This is a genomic window from Thauera butanivorans (assembly GCF_048398245.1).
In the GTDB taxonomy this organism is placed as follows: domain Bacteria; phylum Pseudomonadota; class Gammaproteobacteria; order Burkholderiales; family Rhodocyclaceae; genus Thauera; species Thauera butanivorans.
Window position 1 is genome coordinate 2,349,631 of record NZ_CP183038.1, and the last position, 19,393, is coordinate 2,369,023.

General features: G+C 66.1%; 18 protein-coding genes. 13 read left to right on the plus strand and 5 right to left on the minus strand.

What is annotated here, in order from left to right:
• The first annotated feature begins 55 nt into the window (after positions 1 to 55).
• The 8 genes from ACNQFN_RS11495 to ACNQFN_RS11530 all read left to right on the plus strand — a co-directional run bounded on the left by ACNQFN_RS11495 (position 56) and on the right by ACNQFN_RS11530 (position 5,584).
• Positions 56 to 1,201, plus strand: a complete 1,146-nt coding sequence (locus tag ACNQFN_RS11495) for a hypothetical protein (RefSeq protein WP_418648885.1) — start codon at positions 56 to 58, stop codon at positions 1,199 to 1,201.
• Positions 1,202 to 1,216: 15 nt separating this feature from the next.
• On the plus strand, positions 1,217 to 1,579 hold the full coding sequence (locus tag ACNQFN_RS11500; protein WP_418646554.1) for a hypothetical protein: 363 nt from the start codon (positions 1,217 to 1,219) through the stop codon (positions 1,577 to 1,579).
• 14 nt (positions 1,580 to 1,593) lie between these two features.
• A complete protein-coding gene (locus tag ACNQFN_RS11505; RefSeq protein ID WP_418646555.1) occupies positions 1,594 to 2,544 on the plus strand; it encodes a hypothetical protein in 951 nt (316 codons plus the stop codon).
• Positions 2,545 to 2,701: 157 nt separating this feature from the next.
• Positions 2,702 to 3,124 (plus strand): gp436 family protein, encoded by a 423-nt coding sequence (locus ACNQFN_RS11510; protein ID WP_418646556.1) that lies wholly within the window; start codon positions 2,702 to 2,704, stop codon positions 3,122 to 3,124.
• Between the two features lies 1 nt (position 3,125).
• Positions 3,126 to 3,554: a phage tail terminator protein gene (locus tag ACNQFN_RS11515; RefSeq protein ID WP_418646557.1), complete on the plus strand. Its 429-nt coding sequence runs from the start codon at positions 3,126 to 3,128 to the stop codon at positions 3,552 to 3,554.
• A 266-nt stretch (positions 3,555 to 3,820) separates the two neighbouring features.
• The gene (locus ACNQFN_RS11520; protein ID WP_418646558.1) at positions 3,821 to 4,768 is read left to right on the plus strand and encodes a phage tail tube protein; all 948 of its coding nucleotides are present in this window, start codon (positions 3,821 to 3,823) and stop codon (positions 4,766 to 4,768) included.
• 22 nt (positions 4,769 to 4,790) lie between these two features.
• The gene (locus ACNQFN_RS11525; RefSeq protein WP_418646559.1) at positions 4,791 to 5,279 is read left to right on the plus strand and encodes a hypothetical protein; all 489 of its coding nucleotides are present in this window, start codon (positions 4,791 to 4,793) and stop codon (positions 5,277 to 5,279) included.
• A 65-nt stretch (positions 5,280 to 5,344) separates the two neighbouring features.
• A complete protein-coding gene (locus tag ACNQFN_RS11530) occupies positions 5,345 to 5,584 on the plus strand; it encodes a DUF1799 domain-containing protein (RefSeq protein WP_418646560.1) in 240 nt (79 codons plus the stop codon).
• Here ACNQFN_RS11530 and ACNQFN_RS11535 read toward each other — a convergent pair.
• On the minus strand, positions 5,566 to 5,727 hold the full coding sequence (locus ACNQFN_RS11535; protein WP_418646561.1) for a hypothetical protein: 162 nt from the start codon (positions 5,725 to 5,727) through the stop codon (positions 5,566 to 5,568). The two genes, ACNQFN_RS11530 and ACNQFN_RS11535, sit on opposite strands and share 19 nt — an antisense overlap.
• Here ACNQFN_RS11535 and ACNQFN_RS11540 point away from each other — a divergent pair.
• From ACNQFN_RS11540 to ACNQFN_RS11560, 5 genes are all read left to right on the plus strand, one after another.
• On the plus strand, positions 5,726 to 11,086 hold the full coding sequence (locus ACNQFN_RS11540; protein ID WP_418646562.1) for a tape measure protein: 5,361 nt from the start codon (positions 5,726 to 5,728) through the stop codon (positions 11,084 to 11,086). The genes ACNQFN_RS11535 and ACNQFN_RS11540 overlap by 2 nt on opposite strands.
• A complete protein-coding gene (locus ACNQFN_RS11545; protein ID WP_418646563.1) occupies positions 11,083 to 11,967 on the plus strand; it encodes a hypothetical protein in 885 nt (294 codons plus the stop codon). Before ACNQFN_RS11540 ends, ACNQFN_RS11545 begins: the two co-directional genes overlap by 4 nt.
• Positions 11,964 to 12,752: a hypothetical protein gene (locus ACNQFN_RS11550; protein WP_418646564.1), complete on the plus strand. Its 789-nt coding sequence runs from the start codon at positions 11,964 to 11,966 to the stop codon at positions 12,750 to 12,752. Before ACNQFN_RS11545 ends, ACNQFN_RS11550 begins: the two co-directional genes overlap by 4 nt.
• A gap of 1,120 nt (positions 12,753 to 13,872) precedes the next feature.
• Positions 13,873 to 14,070, plus strand: coding sequence for a hypothetical protein (locus ACNQFN_RS11555; protein ID WP_418646565.1), 198 nt, complete (start codon positions 13,873 to 13,875; stop codon positions 14,068 to 14,070).
• A 5-nt stretch (positions 14,071 to 14,075) separates the two neighbouring features.
• Entirely contained in the window at positions 14,076 to 14,444 is a 369-nt protein-coding gene (locus tag ACNQFN_RS11560; RefSeq protein ID WP_418646566.1) for a hypothetical protein, read from the plus strand.
• A gap of 210 nt (positions 14,445 to 14,654) precedes the next feature.
• On the opposite strand, the gene ACNQFN_RS11565 is transcribed toward ACNQFN_RS11560, so the two are convergent.
• The 4 genes from ACNQFN_RS11565 to maiA form a co-directional block, all read right to left on the minus strand.
• Complete coding sequence (locus ACNQFN_RS11565; protein WP_068637758.1) at positions 14,655 to 14,837, minus strand: hypothetical protein; 183 nt, start codon at positions 14,835 to 14,837, stop codon at positions 14,655 to 14,657.
• 13 nt (positions 14,838 to 14,850) lie between these two features.
• A complete protein-coding gene (locus ACNQFN_RS11570) occupies positions 14,851 to 16,557 on the minus strand; it encodes an FAD-dependent monooxygenase (RefSeq protein ID WP_418646567.1) in 1,707 nt (568 codons plus the stop codon).
• Between the two features lie 128 nt (positions 16,558 to 16,685).
• A complete protein-coding gene (locus ACNQFN_RS11575; protein ID WP_418646568.1) occupies positions 16,686 to 18,662 on the minus strand; it encodes an acetoacetate--CoA ligase in 1,977 nt (658 codons plus the stop codon).
• 84 nt (positions 18,663 to 18,746) lie between these two features.
• Entirely contained in the window at positions 18,747 to 19,391 is a 645-nt protein-coding gene (maiA, locus tag ACNQFN_RS11580) for a maleylacetoacetate isomerase (protein WP_068635181.1), read from the minus strand.
• Between the last annotated feature and the right edge of the window lie 2 nt (positions 19,392 to 19,393).

Here is a 19,393-nt window from a genome sequence, read left to right on the forward strand (position 1 = left end):
ATTCTGCAAAGGGCTTTGCGTGCTCCCGGTGCGCGCGGCGGCGACCATGTGCCACATGGATACCTCGACCGCCCATCCCTCCGCCCCCATCGTCGTCGAATCGCTGCGCCCCGGCACCTTCGTCGATGCAGCAGGCAATAGGCACACCTTCACGCGCGCCGACCTCGATGCCATTGCCGCGTCCTACGACCCGGCGGTGTTTCGTTCTCCGGTCGTCATCGGCCACCCCCAGACCAATCATCCCGCTCGTGGCTGGATCAACGCTGCCCGTGTAGGCGACGACGACCGGCTGCGCATCGAGTTCGGCACCACTGATCCGGCCTTTGCTGACGCGGTCAGCAAGAAGCACTACCGCAAGGTGTCGCTGGCGCTCTTCGGTCCGGCAACGCCGGGTAATCCGACGCCGGGGCGCTGGTACATCCGACACCTGGGCTACCTCGGTGCGGTGGCGCCCGCCGTGACCGGACTTGCCGAGGCGGACTTCTCCGGGCCGGTCGATGGCCTGGTGGAGTTCTCCGATTTCACGCCGAGCTGGCAAGGCATGGGCCGTCTGCTGCTCAACCTGCGCGACTGGCTGCTGGCTTCGCACGGGCAGGAAACCGCCGACCAGGTACTGCCCCGCTGGGAAGTGGAGGGCATCGAAGCCGCCGCGCGTGACGCAGACACCCAACCCCTGGGCGCATTCTCCGCGCCGCCGGCAGCGCCCGCGCCCAACCCTCAACCACAGGAGCACACCATGTCCGAACAGGTAATCGCGCAGCTGCGCGAGCAGAACACTGCGCTGACGGCGCAACTGGCCGCTGCACAAGCTGCGCGCATCGCCGCCGCACACAGCCAGAACGTGGAGTTCGCGGCGAGCATGACCCACTGCATTCCGCCTGCGCTGCATTCGCGCCTGGTGGCGGTACTCGATGCGCTGTCCGCCGTCGAGCAGCCGGTGTCGTTTTCGACTGGCGACAACGCCACGGCAAGCGAACCCCCGGCTGCGGCACTGCGCGCGGTGCTCGCCGGCATCGTGTCCCCGGTGCCGCAGGGTGAAGCCGCGCCTGGTGGCTCGGCCGAGTTTGCCGCGCCCGCGGCCGATGATCCCCACGCCCTGGCACAAGCAGCCAGCGAGCTGATGAACAAGGCTGCCCGCGAGGGCCGCACGCTCGATGCGGCCAGTGCTGTCGCCCAGGTGCAGGCCCGCGCTGGCCGCTGATCGGAGGAAACCAAGATGCTGATCAAGACCTATACCGCTGGTGGTGCCGTCGCGCGCTACCGCCTGGCGAAGTTTGCGGCCGAAGCCGGCAAGGTGCTGGCTTCCACTGCGCCCACCGATGAAACCGTGGGCGTCACGACTGACATCGCAGCCGTCGAGGGTGAGCGCGTCGACCTGGTGCACCACGGCGAAGCGCTGGTAACGGCGGGTGGCGCCATCGGCCAGGGCAAGTTCTTCGTCGCCGGGGCCGGTGGCAAGGCTGTCCAGGGCGAGCCCGGCGCAGGTGTCCGGGCTATCGGCATGGCGCTGGAACCTGCTTCGGCGGACGGTGACATCTTCCGTGCATTCATCTTCCCGGCCGTGCTGGCCGCTTCCTGACAGGAGTTCCAACCATGGCATCTGCACCGTTTGCCGTTAATCCCACGCTGACCGCGATCGCAATCGCCTACGTCAACCCGCTGGTCACGCTGATCGCGGATCGTGTGCTGCCGCGCAAGAGCACCGGGGAAACCTTCGTCTACACCAGGTACGACAAGGCCGCCGCCTACACCGTGCCGGATACGACGGTGGGCCGTAAGGGCAGGCCCAACTTCGTCGAGTTCGATGGCGCCGAAGTGGTGGATCGCTGCCTGGATTACGGCCTGGATGCGCCCGTGCCGAACCGCGACATCAAGCTCTTTGCCGATATGCCCAAGGCACCCGGAGCGAAGGGGCCGCTCGAGGTGGCCACGATGATGTTGACCAACCTGATGCTGCTCTCGCGCGAGGTTCGCGTTGCGCAACTGGTTTTCAATGCCGCGACCTATCCCGCTGCCAACAAGGCCAAGCTGACCGGCGATGAGCGCTTCTCGGATCATGCCAATTCCGATCCGCTGGGCTTCGTCCTGGAAAAGCTCGATGTGCCGCTGGTGCGGCCGAACGTGATGGTGTTCGGCCAGGAGGCCTGGACTCAGTTCCGCGTGCATCCTGACATCGTGCAAGCCTGCAAGGGGGGCGCGCAGCAGTCCGGCACGGTGACACGCCAGCAGGTGGCCGAGCTCTTCGAAGTGAATGAAGTGCTGGTCGGCGCAGGGCGTCACAACGTGGCGCGCAAGGGCCAGCAGCCGAACTTCCAGCGCTGCTGGGGCAAGCACATTGCCCTGCTGTCGATCGACCAGATGGCCGCTGAAACGGATCAGCCGACCTTTGGTTGGACGGCGCAATGGGGGGCGAAGGTCGCCGGCACTATCAATGATCCGGACATCGGTATTGAGGGTGGTGTGCGGGTGCGCTCTGGCGAGCATGTGAAGGAAGTCATTTCCGCGCCGGACGCTGCCTTCTTCATCGAAGACGCGGTGGCGTGATGGTCGCGCGCAGCCAAAGCGGTCGGCGTAGCAGTACCCGCGTGCGCGAGTCGCGCCGCGCGGTGCCGCCGCCGGCCAGCGTGACCGAGCCGCAGGCGCCGGAGACCCCTGCGGCCGAAGCGGCGCCGCGCCGCGCCCGCAAGCAGGAGCCCAAGCCGTGAGCTACGCCACGCAGCAGGCAATGGTCGACACCTTTGGCCAGGCGCAAATCGTGCAGGTCACCAGCCGCGGCGGCACGGATATCGACACTGCCGTGCTGGCGCGCGCGTTCGAAGACGCCGACCAACTGATCGATAGCTATCTGGCCGAACGGTATGCGCTCCCCTTGGCTGGCCGGGCTTTCCCGGTGCGGCAGGCATGCGACATCGCGATGTATTACCTGCTTGGCACCCGTGTCACGGAATCGGCGCAGACACGGTACGAGCAGGCGCTGGGTTTCCTTCGTGACGTCGCTCGCGGCGTCGCCTCGTTGCCGAGCGACGGTACCGATGCGCCTGCTCAGGACAAGCAGGACGGCGACCTGGTGCAGTCGGTGTCGTCGCCGCCTGTGTTCAGCGCTGACGCCTTGCGGGACTACTGACATGGCGGACTTCGATATCACGCCCTACCGGCAGCGCCTGGCCGCGCAGCTCGTCGATTGGGCGCAGGTGGGCAGTGCGGCCGACCTCGAGGCAATCGAAGGCGGGATGGTGGCGCCACCTGCAGCCTTTGTCGTGCCGCTGTCGGATGCGCCGTCGGCCAACCCGCTGGCGGGTGATTTTGTGCAGCACGTCGTTGTTCGCTTGGGCGTGGTGATTGCGCTGTCGAACTTGAGCGATGGCGAAGGCGCCGGAGCCATGTCCGAGCTGTCGCTACGCCGCAGTCAGGTGCGGGCAGCCCTTGCCGGCTGGTCGCCCAATGAAGCAATCGGCTGGGCGCAGCGCGGGCCGGGGACGTTGCTGAAGTTCAACGATGGCGTCCTGTGGTGGATGGACGAATACGTCACCGATTTCTATGAGAGACGAGCATGACTCGCAACCGAACTTCCAAGGCCGCATCGGCCAGTGAAAGGGCTGAGACGCAAGTCGACGCCCCCGCCGCCGGGGACGGTTTCCCCGGCACCCTCAACCGTGAGTCCGAGGCAGTACCTGGCGCGGACGGGGCCGCGTTGCCCCCGTCCGCCACGCCAGGCTCCGCAGGCACGTCATACATCGGCGATCCGTACTGGGGTCGCGGCGGCCGTTACATCGTCGGCCAGGACGGCATTCGCCGGCCGGCCAGGCAGGAGGAATAAGTCATGGCAAACGTAGTAGCCAACCCGCGCTTCTGGAAAAAGAAGGCGATCCTGATCAAGCGCGAAGTCACGGTCGGCGTCGATGCCGAACCCACCGGCGCCGCCAACTGGATCGAGGCGCGCAATGTGACCTTTCAGCCGTTCGACGTCGAGACCGCGGATCGCAACATCGAAGCGCCGTACATGGGCAACGGCGGCAAGCTGATCACCGGCAAGTATTCAACGCTCAGCTTCGAGCTTGCCCTTGTTGGCCCTGGCGTGCCTGGCGGTGTGCCGAAGTTCGCGCCCCTGCTGTTCGCGGCGGCCTTTGCCGAGACGCTGACCGAAGACACGGCCGCCGCGTACAGCCTGGTGTCCAGCAATATCGAATCGGTCACGGCCTACATCAACATCGATCAGGTTACCCACAAGATGGTGGGCTGCCGCTGCAACGTGGCGCTGACGATGTCGGCCAAGGGCATCCCGCTGCTGAGGATCGAGATGCAGTCGATCTATACGGTGCCGGTGGCCGAGGCACCGCCGGTGGTCGATCGCGAGGGTTGGCCCATCGAGCAGCCGGTGACTGCGGCGACCACCAGCGGCATGGTGTTCGGTGCCACCACGCTGGCGTATTCGACCTTTGAGCTGAACCTCGGCAACCAGCTCGCGCGCATCGATCTGCCTGGCCCGCAAGTCGAGGTTGCCATCACCGACCGCAAGCCCACTGGCAGCGTCACGGTGCTGGCGCCGGGGCTGGGGGTGTTCGATCCGTTCGCGCTGGCGACCGCAGGCACGGTGGTCGATGTCACGACGACACAGGACAGCCGCATCGGCCACAAGGCCAAGGTGGACGCAAAGGTGCGCATCATCGGCGTCGAGTACGACAGGATCGAAGAGATGCTGGCCTACAAGCTGACGCTGGAGCCGACGCCCGTCGCCGGCAACGACGAAATCACCCTGACCTACCTGTAAACCTGCAAAGGACTTTCACCCAATGAGCAATCAACAACAGCCGGCGCCGGCTTTCGTGCTGGTCAGCAACCCCACGGTGCAGTGGCCGGTAACGGTCCAGGTGCCGACCAACGGCGGCACCTTCGCGCCGCACCGCTTTACCGGCACCTTCCGCGTGATGGCGGAGTCGGACTATCTGGCGCTGTTTCCGCAGCGGTCCGAGGCTGATGCCGCAAAGCGCGAGTTCGCCGACGTGCTGGCCGAGAACGCCGAGGCGCTGCCCAGGGTGCTGGTCGGCTGGGATGTGAAGGGGCCGGACGGCGCGCCGGTGGGCATCGAGCACCTGGCGGCGGCGCTGCGCGGCGAGCATGGCGCGTTCTTGGGTGCGGGCATTCGCCGCGCAGTAACGGAGATTCGCTTTGGCCTGCCCGCCCAGCCGCCGGCCACGCTGGGAAACTCGCCGACTGCGCCCGACATTGGGTCCGGCGCGCAGCAGGACGATCCGGCCCCGACGAGTTCGCCGACGATCTAGCGGCGTTTGGCCTGGCCGAGCGTGCTGCTGCCGAGCGCGCCCGGCCGGATGATGCGCCCTTCGGGGTGTATGCCCACAACTGGCCGGCGTTTCAGTTGTGGTGCCTGGTGTGGCGGCAGTGGCGTTGGGTGTCGGGTGGCCTGGGTGCGCAGCGGGTCGGGCTGGACTGGTGTCAGGTCGAATCCGTGATGCGCCTACAGGGCATCAAGCGCCGGCGCCGTGCGGCGCTGATGCGTGATCTGAAGGTGATGGAAGACGCGGCGGCGGATGAATTGGCGCAGATCGATCAAGCGCGCGGCGCTTGATTCCGCTTCCGCCCGATCCAGGCGCCGGCAGCCAGGTTGATGCCCAGCAGCGGCCAGAACCAGGCGCCCAGCACGCCGTGCAGCACCAGTGCCAGCAGTAGCCACACGAGTCCCATCGAGCAGTAGTAGAAAAGGTTGACCATGTCCTCAGCTTCCCGTGATCTGGTGATTCGCATCCGCGGCGACTCGGCCGAGTTCGTCGCCGCAGTCGATGGTGCCGGGCGGCATCTGGATGATTTCGGTCGCCGCGTCGAGAGTATAGACCGGTCGGCCAGCGCGACCACGGCAAGTCTGGCACGGATGGGGCACGGCCTGACGGCCTTCCTGGGCGTGCGCGAGATCATCCAGGCGGCGGATGCCTACGGGCAGTACGCCAGCCGGATGCGCATGGCGGTGGACAGTGCGGCCGAATACGAGCAGGCACAGAACCGCATGGCGGCCAGCGCCAGCGAAACTTTCCGCAGCATCAACGAGACGCGCGAAAGCTTCATCCTGATGAACCCGGTGCTGCGGCAGATGGGGCTGTCGCTCGATGAGAGCATCGACGCGATCGACACCTTCAGCGGCCTGCTCGTCGTCAATGCCGCAAGCTCGGAGCGCGCCTCTTCTGCGCAGGCTGCGCTTGCAAAATCCTTGCAGACGGGCCGCATCGAATCCGATGCATGGCAGAGCATGATGGCGGCCATGCCCTCGCTGGTGGGGACGTTGGCCACCTCGAGCGGACTGGCCGAGGCGGAGATTCGCAAGCTGGGCATCAGCGGCCGGCTGTCAGTGGACATGCTGACTCAGGCATTGGTCGCCGGCAACGCCGCGGTGTTTGAGCAGGTGCGGCAGATGCCGACCTCGATCGCCGACGCGCTGACCAATCTGGGCACCGCCTTCAGTGAATACGTGGGCCAGACCAACGAGGCGTTGGGCGTCACGGCCAATGTCGCAGGCGCCATCGGTACGTTGGGCGAGCACTTCGACAGCTTTGCCAATGCCGCCATCGTTGCCGCCGGCGCGGTGGGCGGGCGCTATGCGGTGGCACTGTACGGCGCTGCTGCGGCCCAGCTTGAGAAAACCCGCCAGACGCGCGCGGCGACGATCGCCGAAGCCCAGCACCAGGTGGTGCTGGCGCGTACCGCGGTGGCTCAGGCTTCGGCCACGGCGAACTCTTCCGCCATGGCCGCCGCCCGTGCACGCGAGACGGCGGCCACCGAGGCGCTGACGGCGGCGCAGTCCCGCCTGGCCAGCGTTGCTGGCGTTGCAGGTCGCGCGGTGACGGCGCTGGGCGGGCCGGTGGGCATGCTGACCATGGCGCTGACAGCCGGCGCCACCGCCTGGGCGATCTGGGGCGGCAAGGCCGAAGCGGCGGCAAAGCAGGCCGCGCAAGCGGCCGACAACCATATCGAGGGCGTGCTGCAGAAGCTGCGCGCGCTCAATGCCGACATGGGCCGCTTCTCGCGCCGGGAAGTGGATGCGTCCATCGCTGCGGCCGAGTCGGCCGTGGGGCTGAACGCGGGCGAGATCAACGCGGCCGCGCGCCGGGTTCGTGAGCTGCGGGCCGAGATCGACGTGGCGCGCGACCATGGCTTCAGCCAGCGCCACATCCGTGCGCAGAACGCCGAACTGATCGCGGCCGAGGACGAGTATCAGCGCCTGCTCTCGCGCCAAAAGGATTTGCAGGGCGACTTGGCGACGGCGCGCGACCGGGCCGTGCGTGCGGGCATTGCGGGCGTGCAAGCCTTTGTCGATGCCAATTCGGTGGGCGCTACGAAGGTCGCCCGCGAGCGTGCCGCGCTGCAGGCCGAGTTCGACAGGGTGATGCGCGATGCGGGCGGCTTCAATCCTGCGCTGCCCGAGCACGTCGCCGCGCAAACCGCGCTGAACCAGAAGCTGGCCGAGTTGGACAAAGCTGCACGCAAGGCGCAGGGCGGCTTGTCCGAAGCCGAGAAGTCGGCGCGGGACATGATCGCGGCCGGCATCGAGCTCGCCGCCACGCTCGATGCGACAGCCGCAGGCTATACGGGCGATTTTTTCAAGAAATGGGAGTCGCTGGCGGCGGCATATCACGCCGGTAAAATCAATCTTCATGAGCTGACCGACGCCCAGGCTCGTCTGCTTTCGCAGCAGCCGGCCGTCAAGGCCGCGGCCGAGGCGGAGGCGAAGCTTGTGCAGGCCCGCACGCAAGCGCTGCAAGGGCTCGTCGACGCCGAATCGAACCGGGCCGATGCGCTGATCGAAGGTATTGCGCGAGGCCGGGAAGAGATCGAGACGCTCGGCATGACCGAGCAGCAACTCGCCGCCTACACCGCTGCGAAACTGGTGGCCACCGCTGCGGCCGACGAACAGGCGGCGTCCGAACTCGATGTCGCCGCGGCGCTGCTCGGCCAGCAGGGTGTGCTGTCTGACGTGGCCGCCGAATACCGTCGCCTGGCGGCCGAGAAGCGCCGTGCGGCCGAGGCTGGGCGCAACGCAAGCACGCAGGCGATCGAGCTCGGCAACGCCCGCGCGGCCGTTGCTGCGGCGGACGTGGCGCGCCAGGCGTGGTCGGACACGGCAGGCCACATCCAGTCCGCGATCTACGACGCGCTGATCAGCGGCGGCGAGGATGCGGCTGACGTGCTCGAGCGGACCTTCAAGGCGATGGTGATCGAGCCGAGCGTGCGCCTGGTCGCGCAGGCGGGCAGCGACCTGGTCATGGGTAGCGGCAGCGTATTGCTTGAGGCACTAGGGCTTGCGCCGAACAATGCCGCGCCGCAAGGCGTGGGCGGGATCTCGTTGTCCGGTGGTGCCGGAGCGTCGGGTGGCTTCAACGGCTACGGCACGCTCGCGAATCAGGCGCTGGGGGCGTTCGGTGGTGTGGCGGGCGCAGTCTCTGGCATCGCATCGCTTGCCGCAGGAACCTCTCTCGGTTCGTTTGGTGCCGGCATGGCTTCAGGCTTGGCGTCGTTCGGGTCTCTGGGCTCGATGGGCGCGACATTGTCGGGCGGTGCGGCGGCCGGTGGCGCGGTTGGTGCCGGCATGATAGCGGGCACCGTCATCCCCGTGGTCGGTGCCGTCCTTGCGCTGGCGAGCGTACTCGGCGCCTTCGGCGGCGGCACGCCGCACACCGGTGCGGTCGTCATCTCAGGCGGCGCTGGCGATACGGTGTCACCCCGCTCTGATGCGGAGGTTCGCGGGATTTATGCGACGCCCGATGATCCGTGGGGGCTTGAGGCCGGTCAGTTTCGCGAAAATGATTTCTACAAGCGACGAAATCAGGGCGTCGCAGATGCGCTCACGCCTGTTGCGGAGGCGATGGCCGAGCAGTTCAATGCGCTGGCGAGCGCACTGGGCGGTGCTGGCACGTATCGCGTGGGACTGGGCTTTTCCGCAGACGGCGACGATCCGAGCCGTGGCCGCGCCTCGATCATCGATCAGGATGCGAATGAGCTGATCGACTTCGGCGGGAAGTATTCATCGGACCCACAGCGTGGGCTGGAGCAGTTCATCGGCGCGCTGGGGCCGGTGCTGCGCGATGCACTGATCGCCGCCGTGCCTGATCTGGATCAGTGGCAGGCGGACGCCTTGCGCGCGCTGGGCAACGATATCGACGCCGATGCGCTGGCCGCGGCCGTGGTGCAGATCAAAACGATCGAGTCCGCGAGCACCCAGGCTGCGGCCGCGCTGGGCGTTACTGCGGACGAGATCAGAGGGATGGCTGACGGCCGCACGCTCTCGATGATCGCCGACCAGGTCGGCGCGTTTGCGCTGGCGATCGAGTCTGCTGGCCAGCTCGGGTTGACGTTCGATGCGGCCGCCGAGGGTGCCATGCGGGCGTCGTCGCGGCTCATGAGCCTGGCCGGTGGCCTGGATGAATTCGCCGGCTTGCAGTCCGCGGCCTATGCCATGCTTACGCCACTCGCCGACCAGGTCGCGCGGGCGCAATCGCAGGTCGTGGATGCGTTCGAGCGCGCGGGCGTCGTCATGCCGCGCACCGCGGAGGAGTATCGCGGTCTGCTGCGAGCTCAGGATTTGCTGACCGAGTCCGGGCGCGAAACCTATGTCGAGCTGCTGAAACTGGCAGGCAGCTTCGATGCCGTGCGTGGGCAGGCCTTGGCGTTGGCCGGCATCGACACGAACGCGCTCGGCCAGGCGATCGTCGCCGGGCTGACCGGCGAGCTGACGCAGGCCGAGATCGCGGCGCAGCTCGAAGACAATGTGGTCGCCGGCATCCGCCGCGCTATGGCAGGTAGCGTTGCAAACGAAGTCATGGATTTGATGGTTGGCGAGATCATCAACCCGGCGATCGAGGCACTGGTGCTCGGCGGCGATCTGAGCAAGGCAATCAACGCCGCACACATCGACGCGGTGGTCGCGGACATCACGGCTCGGGTCAGTGCGTTCCAAGCGGTTATGGAATCGCCTGAAGTGATGGGTGCGCTCGACCGCCTGCGTGGCGCCATGAGCGGAATTGCCGGGGCGATGGGGGGCGCGGCAAATGCGTCTGCTGACGCGGCCCGCGCTGAGCGCGATCGTGCATCTGCCATCTCGGCGGCCGAGGCCGCGCTGCGCAGCGCATACCAGCGCGAAGCTGCGGAACTTCAAGCCGCGGCAAATCGCATGGGCGATTTTGCGCGCCGGCTGCGCGAGTTCCGCGAGTCGCTGCTCGTGGGCGATCGCTCGCCGCTCGGCATCGACGCCCGTGCTGCCGCGGCCGAGCGCCAGTTCGCCGACGTCGCCCGTCGGGCGGCACTGGGCGACACCGATGCAATGGATCGTCTTCAGGGTGTTTCGGAAGACTACCTCGACACGAGCCGAGAAGCCGCCGCCAGCGCAGAGGAGTATTACAGATCGTTCGCTCGGGTCCAGGGTGTGCTGCTCAAAACCGAAGGCGTGGCGAGCCGGCAAGAGCGTGTCGCGCAGCAGCAGCTCGACGCGCTCACGGCACAAGTCAGCGCGCTGATCGAGATCAACAGCAATGTGATGTCCGTCAGAGATGCGATCGCCGCATTGCATGCTGCGCGCGGCACGTCCGGCAGCTCGAGCAGCAGCAGTGGATCGAACGCTGATCTTTGGTCGCCGAAGAACCCTGCCGGGCAGTTGCCGAGTGGTGATTGGCTGGATGCGCTTCCGCCCGGCCTCATGGCAAACAGCGCATACATCAGCCCAGAGCTGCAGGGGCTCTCGCAGGAACAGATCGTCGCGTACTTCGAGCGTGAGAAACAACGTGGCCAAGTGCCTGCATTTGCTGCTGGCGGCTTGCATTTGGGCGGTCTGCGTCTCGTCGGTGAGCGTGGTCCCGAGCTGGAGGTGACTGGCCCGGCGCGCTACTACTCTGCGCAGCAGACCCAACAGATGCTTGGTGGCGGTGACAATAGTGCGCTGCTTCGGGAGATCGCCGCACTGCGGGCGGAGGTCCGCGATCTGCGTGCCGCTGCGACCGCGACAGCACGGCATACGCAGTCGACAAGCCGGCTGCTTGCGCGCGTGTCTCGTGACGGCAATGCGCTCATGGTCGAAGAGGTTGCGGCGTGAAGGTCATTGAGCCCACAACGATCACACCTGACTTGCTCGTCAGCTCGTCGGTCCCCGAGGATGATGCCCAGGCCTGGAATGCTGGAACGAGCTACAGCATCGGCGAGGAAGTCATGGACGACCACGCTGTTTTCGAGGCGTTGCAAAACAACGTCGGCAAGCCGCCCAGGAGCAACCCCGATGTCTGGCTGCCATTGGGGGCCGTGAATCGCTGGAAGATGTTCGATGGGAAAGTGGGGGTCGGCACGACTGCGGATGACGCTGTGTCGATTGTCGCGCGCCCCGGGCTGATCACCGGTATTGCGTTGATCGGTGTCGTTGCAGATTCAGTGACAGTATCGATGACGGATGCGACTGAAGGGGTGGTCTTCGAAGAGGTCATTCAGCTGCAAGACACGAAAGTGGTGCATGACTGGACCACCTATTTCTTTGAGCCAATTCGCCGACGCAATCACGTCGTTGTCACAGGTCTGCCGATGTATCGCAATGCCGAGGTCGCTGTCACGGTCAGCGCCCCTGGCGAACGCGTGACGATCGGCGAACTCGTGCTGGGGCGGCTGCATGTTTTTGCGAAGTCGTTCAGGTACGGCGCGAGCTTCGGTATCCGCGATTTCAGCAAAAAAACCCGTGACGACTGGGGTAACTGGTTCGTCCGCGAGGGGGCGTATTCACGGCGTGGACGATGGCCGGTGCTTGTCGACAACAACATGATCGACAGCATGGCCGCCACGCTTGACCGGTTGCGCTTCAAAGCGGCGGTCTACGTCGGTTCCCCGCGCTGGGATGCCGCCGTTATCTATGGTTTCTATATCGACTACGACATCGTGATCCCGTACCCGACATATTCCGAGCTTGCAATCGAGATCGAAGGACTGACATGAGCACTCACCAAATCACCCCGCTGCCTACGCCGCCGTCACGGCGCCGGCCGGAGACGTTTAGCGACGAAGCCGATGCGTTACTTGGCGCGCTGCCTGCATTCCAGGCCGAGGCCAATGCGCTCGCACAGTTTGTATCCGATGCTGCAGTTGATGTGGCTGCCAATGCAGATGCAGCCGCTGCGGCCGAGGCGGCGGCAACAGGCCAGGCAGCCGCTGCGGCATCTTCCGCTGTCGCTGCGGCAGCAGATGCGGGCGTCGCAGTCGCCCAGGCTGGCATCGCCGCCGCGCGGGCCGGAGATGCTGCTTCGGCCGCTGGCGCTGCAGAGGGCTTCGCCGTGGCGGCCGGTGCCGCTGCAGCCGCGGCGGCAGACAAGGTCGATGAGGCGCTGGCATCAGCAAACCGCGCAGCGGCGTGGGCTGACAGCGATGTCGAGATCGAGCCGGGGCGCCGGTCGGCACGGTACTGGGCTGATCAGGCGGCGGGGTCAGTGTCGGGCGGCATGCTCGATGACACTGTGACGTCGCCGGTCAAAACGTGGAGCAGCGAGCGCATGGCGGGCGAGCTGGGTCTGTCGAGTGCGGGCGAGCTTACTTATGTCGACGGCGTGCTGACTGGGGTTTCGGAGGTGCTACCGGGTGGCACGCGCACCACTGCACTCACCTACGCAGACGGCGCGTTGGTGAGCGTCGAGCAGACCATCGGCGACCGCATCCGCACTACGACGCTGACGTACACCGATGCCGTTCTGACTGGATACACAACTGTGGAGACTGTTGCGCAATGAGCGACCCCATCAATTTTGCCGTCCTGAGCGAGACGGTCCGGCAGCGTCTTGCAATTGGCCGCAGCATCAATCCGATTGTCAAAGTTGTCCGCTCGAGTGGCGAGTTTGTAATGCCTTACGACGGGCTCCTTCGGATCGCTGCGATCGGCGGGTCTGCCAGTGGAGCAGCGGTTAAATCCGCGATGGGTCAATTGGCGGCCGCTTCTGGGGGTGGGCCTGGGAGCTTGGTTAGAAAATCTGTATGGGCGCGGAAAGGCGATACCTTCACGATAGAAATCGGCGCGCGCGGCGAGGGCGTAACAGTTTCAAGTTTCGCGACAGGGGCCAACGGGAACGACGGCGGCGATACGCTGGTGACAGGACCGGGCGTGAACATCGTAGCGACCGGCGGTAAAGGTGGCGTATTCAGCTTGTCCGGCAGCTGCGCGGGCGCGCCGGCGAGCGATGAGCCCACGGGTGGCGATGAAAATATTGCGGGCGCTGGAAGTGGCCAAGTAGTTGGGAATGGGGGCGCAACCGGGGGCGGCGCTGTTGGTGTTTTCGGCACTAGCCATAAGAGCGGTGATTGCACCTCAATTGGTGTCCCCACGGGTGGCGCTGGATGCGGCGGTCCGAGCGGTGGATTGGGCGGGGGCGGATCGTTGGGTCCATCTACAGGGAGTCAGGGCGGACCTGCGGCCGATGGCAGCACATCGGGCACAGCTCATGTGCCGTGGCTCAATGCTGGCCTCATGCAGCCAACCGGTGGTGGTGCCAGTGGTGGTTCGTCAAGCGCGGGTGGGGCGGGTGGTGGTGGTGGTGGTGGTGCCAGTAATAACGCGAGCGCGACAGGCGGCCCCGGGGGCATGTTCGCAGGTGGTGGGGCGGCTAGGGCAGGCAACGGCGGCGTCGGCGGTACTACGAATGCGACAAGCGGCACAGGCGGGCTGTTTGGAGGTGGCAGCGGCGCAGCACTGCGATATGTGAACGATAGTAACGGGACGGTGGGTTCCGCTACTAGCGCGCCAGGGAGTGATGGCGCTGTTATTCTGGAGTACTAACATAGAGCTAACCGGCGGCGCTTCGCGCCGTCCGGGTTGAGCGCCGGGTTATGCCTGGCGCAAGCCAAGGAGAAGAAACGATGAACACCACGAACCACCAAGCACTGAGCCTGCTGCAACAAGCGTTCGACGCACTGGAAGCCACTGCGGACAGCGACATCGACACCCTCGAGGATGAAGAGGCGGAAGCTGTTCCGGCGCAGTACGCCTGCCGGAAGATCATGGAAGCGATGGACCTGCTCCGCGCCGAAAACCGTGCGCAGCTTCTTGGGGCATAACAACCATGATTTATGAAATCGTTGACTCAGACGGCAACGTCATCAACACCATCGTCGCCGACGCTGCGTTCGTTGATGCGCGGTATCCGGGACGGTATCGCATGATCGAACAGCCTGCCGCTGAGCCCACTCCAGCGCCCCGCCACATCAGCGTTGGCGCCTTTTATGATCGTTTCGGCAGCGCGAAATACGCGATCCTTGCTGACAGCAGTCCGATCGTACAAGCGCTGATCAAAGACACAAGTGTGCGTCAGTACATCGATCTCGATCGCGCTGACCTGCCAGACGGGCTGCAGATGCTGGTCAACGCAGGGCACGGCATCGACGTGGGCGCGATCTTGTCAGCGCCGGTCCAGCCCGGAGAGCTACCGTGAAGGCTTGAACAGGCCGGCAGACTATCAGGACGGATTTTCCGGCCGCTGATCGACGCGATCTTCGCGCGGTTGCCCTTCGGCTCGTTCTGCAAATTCCTTGCACAGAGTGCAAATGCGCGCAATGCCATTTATCGCGCAAAACGATGCCATTTATCGCGCCGCGCTACAGCATCGCGGCCGTGAGCCTGGACGCGGGGGCGCTGGCGGATGTCAAAGATCCTGGCCGGCGGCCTCGATCATGGTGTTGAAGCGGTCGGCATCACCGAGCGCCTCGGCGGCGAGGATGGCCAGTTTGACGAGGAACAGTTCGGCGTGCTGTGGCGTTGCCGCGTCGATTGCGAGCGCCAGCTTGTCGTAGATGCGCTCGAGTTCTTGGATGGAAAGATTGGTCATGTTCAGTTCTCAGTCAGGAATTGCCGAGCACGGTATTCAGGGCCGCGCGCAGGCGATCGGGAGACAGGTTCTTCCAGCGTGCGCAGACATGCTGGTCGGGACGCACCAGATAGGCCGCACCGTCGGCGAGCACGCCGTACTTCTCCCAGAAGTGCCCGCTTTCATTGCCGAATGCCGCATCGGCGCCTTCCACCGCCTGCTTCCGGCCGCGGCGGACCACGATGATCCGCACGGGCACGCCGCGCGCGCGCAAGGCCTCGACTTCGGCGAGGATCGGAGCGGGCACCGCGTCGATCTCGGCGAACATCAACAGGTGCAGCGCGGGGCCGAAGTGGTCGAAGAGGAAGCCGTCGCTGCCGAGGCGGACATTCATCAAGGGCGCGCCGTCCGCCGGGCCGGCGTGGAACAGCGCGTTGTCGTCGCCGAGGCTGTTGAGCATCGAATCGGAATACTCGTGCGGCCGCGAGGTCCGCCAGTGGAACAGCGGGCGGACGAAATCGTGCTTCAGGGACAGGGACAGCACTGCGTCGCGCAGCAGGCGGAAACCATCCGAGGGCGGTGTCATGAAACGGATGCTCTTGCCCGCCTCGTCGATGATCTCGCGCGCGGCCTTCACCCGTTCCGCCGAGTAGCTGCGCAACAGCTTCTCCGTCCCCCAGCCCTGGATCGCGAATGCGAGCTTCCAGCTCAGGTCGAAGCCGTCCTGGAAGCCGGTGTTCGCGCCCCGCACGCCGAAGATCGGCAGGATGTGCGCGGCGTCGCCGGTAAAGATCACCCGGCCATGCACGTAGTCAGGGAGGGTCAGGGTGCGCGCGGAGTAAACCGAGCACCAGTCCATTTCCCACTCCGGCTCCTCGACGCCGATCATCCTCAGCTGGGCGTCGATGCGCGCCTTCAGCGAGTCGGGCTGCAGCGCCTGCTCCGGGGTCTCGTCCGCCGGCAGCTGGTAATCCACCCGCCAGATGTTGCCCGGCTCCCGGTGCATCAGCACCGTGTTGCCCGGGTTCCAGGACGGATCGAAGAAGGCCAGGCGTTCGGTGGGCAGATCGACGTCGATGCGGATGTCGGCGATGACGAAGCGGCCTTCGTAGGAAGCGCCCTCGAGACCCAGACCCATCATCGTGCGGATCACCGAGCGGGCGCCGTCGGCGGCCACCAGCCAGTCGGTCTCGAGGGTGTACGGGCCGGCCGGCGTGTCGATCTCGACCCGCGCGTGATCCGCTGCCTGCTCGACGCCGAGCACCTTGTTGCCCCAGCGCAGCTCGATCAGCGGATGAGCCTCGGCGGCATCGACCAGAAACTCCTCCAGATACTGCTGCTGGAGGTTGATCATCGGGTAGTAACGATCGTCCGCGTCATGCGGCGCTTCCATGCGGAACACGCGCTGGCCGCGGTAGAACGAATTGCCGAAGCGCCAGGGCAGGCCCGCCGCACTGATCCGGTCGGCCGCCCCCGCTTGTTGCAGGATTTCCATGGAGCGGCGGGTGAACACGATCGCCCGGCTGCCCTCCGAGACCTGCTGCTCGGATTCGAGCAGCACGGAAGGCACCCCGTAGCGCGCCAATGTCAGCGCCGTGGTCAGGCCGACAGGACCGCCGCCGACGATCACGACGCGCTTGCGTTCTTCCGGCCCCGAGGGAAGGCGGGCAGGGTAGATGCGGTAGTTATAGTAGACTCGATATTTGGCTGATGCATCGTTTCTTGTCTCCTGAATGTTCAACTGCGAGCGACACTGCAAACTTGGCGGTGCCGTTTTCGGGATGGAGCGGAGGCCGGCACTGTTTTGTCGTGCCGGACCGCTCCCGCCCCCGGTCATTCATTGCCGGGGCGAAGGTTTTGCACGGCCGTTCAGCCGGCCAGTTCGTCCCGGTCGCGGAAATGCGCCAGCGCCTCGGGGTTGGCCAGCGCTTCCTGGTTCTTCACCGGGCGGCCATGCACCACGTTGCGCACCGCCAGCTCGACGATCTTGCCGCTCTTGGTGCGCGGAATGTCCTTCACCTGCAACACCTTGGCCGGCACGTGGCGCGGCGTGGTGTTGTCGCGGATCGTCTGCCGGATGCGCCCGATCAGTTCATCGTCCAGCGCCAGGCCCTCGCGCAGCCTGACGAACAGCACCACGCGCACGTCGCCCGGACTCTGCGGCGGCCAGTCCTGTCCGATCACCAGGCTCTCGACGACTTCGTCCAGCTTCTCGACCTGGCGGTAGATTTCCGCCGTGCCGATGCGCACCCCGCCCGGATTGAGCGTGGCGTCCGAACGCCCGTAGATGACGACGCCGCCGTGGGCGGTGATCTCGCAGAAGTCGCCGTGGCACCAGACCTTGGGGAAGCGATCGAAATAGGCCGCGTGGTACTTGCTGCCGTCGGCGTCGTTCCAGAACCCCAGCGGCATCACCGGGAAGGGCTTGGTGCACACCAGCTCGCCTTTCTCGCCGCGCACCGGCTGCCCGTCGTCGTCCCACACGTCCACCGCCATGCCCAGGCCGCGGCACTGGATCTCGCCGCGCCACACCGGCCATACCGGGCTGCCCAGCACGAAGCAGGAGATGATGTCGGTGCCGCCCGAGATGGACGACAGCTGCAAGTCGGCCTTGATCTCGCGATAGACGTAGTCGAAGCCTTCGGGCACCAGCGGGCTGCCGGTGCTCATCATCGCGCGCAGGGTCTCGAGCCGGTGCGTTTCGCGCGGCTCGAGGCCGAACTTGGCGCAGGCGTCGATGAACTTGGCCGAGGTGCCGAAGTGGGTCATGCCTTCGGCGTCGGCGTAGTCGAAAAGGACATGATTGCCGCCGGCGAAGGGCGAGCCGTCGTAGAGCAGCAGCGTGGCGCCGGCCGCCAGGCCGGACACCAGCCAGTTCCACATCATCCAGCCGCAGGTGGTGAAGTAGAACACGCGGTCGCCGGGCTTGACGTCGCAGTGCAGGCGATGCTCCTTGAGGTGCTGCAGCAGCGCGCCGCCGGCGCCATGCACGATGCACTTGGGCACGCCGGTGGTGCCCGAGGAGTACATGATGTACAGCGGGTGATCGAAAGGCAGCTGCGCGAACGCGATGTCGTCGACGAAATGGAAGGGCGCGATGAAGTCGGCGTACAGGCGCGCATGCGCCACCTGCGACAGATCATGTTCGCGATGCACGTAAGGCACGACCACCACGCGCTGCAGCGAGGGAAGCTGGCCGGCGATCTCGCCGAGCTTGTCGAGCACGTCGATGGTCTTGCCGCCGTAGTAATAGCCGTCGCAGGCCACCAGCACCTTGGGTTCGGTCTGGCCGAAGCGGTCGAGCACGCCCTGCACGCCGAAATCGGGCGAGGCCGAGGTGAAGATCGCGCCGATGCTCGCCGCGGCCAGCATCACGATGATCGTCTCGGGCATGTTGGGCATGTAGGCGGCGACGCGATCGCCCGCCACCACGCCCTGCTCGCGCAGTGCGGCGGCGAAATGGGCCACCGCGCGGTACAGCTCGCCGCGGCTCATGCGATTCTGCACCCGGTCCTCGCCCCAGAACACGAGGGCATCGCCGGCATCACGCGAGCGCAGCAGGTTCTGCGCAAAGTTCAGCCGCGCATCCGGAAACCATTTCGCCCCCGGCATGCGCTCGCCATCGACCAGCACCCGCTCGCCGCGCGTGCCGATCACGCCGCCGTCTTCCCAGACGCTGACCCAGAACTGCTCCGGATGCGCGACCGACCAATCATGAAGCGCAGCGTAGTCGGGCAGCGAAACGCCCCAGCGCCTTTCCGCCGCAACACGGAACGCGGTGACATTGGCCGAGGCGATGCGCTCCGGCGAAGGTGCCCACAAGGGCATGTTGTCTGCAGGATTCATGATGCCTCCTCACCATCCCAAAAGAGCGTGCAAGCCAGAGCGCGCGACCTGTCGTTCCGGGTCGCTCTTGCCGCTCGCTCCGATTCACTCGGCATCGGGCTGCGCCATCGGCGCCGCGCGTCGAAACGCCTCGAGTTCCTCGCACCGGGCGACGATTCCGCGCACCGTCGGCATTGCCGAGAGGTCGCAGTCGAAGCGCCGGGCGTTGAACACCTGGGGTACCAGGCAGCAGTCGGCCAGTCCGGGCCGATCTCCATGGCAGTACGCACCCGTGAGCTCGTCGCCGGCGAGTCTGGCCTCGACGGCGGCCAGGCCGAGCTCCACCCAGTGGCGATACCACGCATTGCGCTGTGCTTCGCTCGCTCCGAGCGTTTGCCCGAGGTACTGCAGCACCCGAAGGTTGTTCAGCGGGTGGATGTCGCAGGCGGTCGCCTGGGCGATCGCACGTACGCGCGCCCGTTCGAGTGCCCCCGCCGGCAGCAGCGGCACCTGGGGATGGGTCTCGTCCAGGTACTCGATGATGGCGAGCGACTGCGTCAGCACCTGCCCTGCGTCCTCCAGCGCCGGCACCAGGCCGGCCGGATTCAGCTCCAGATACTCGGGCCGGCGGTGCTCGCCGCCGCCGCGTAGCAGATGAACCGGTACCGCCTCGTATTCCAGGCCCTTGAGATTGAGGGCGATCCGCACGCGGTAGGCCGCCGAGCTACGGAAGTAGGTGTAGAGCCTCATCG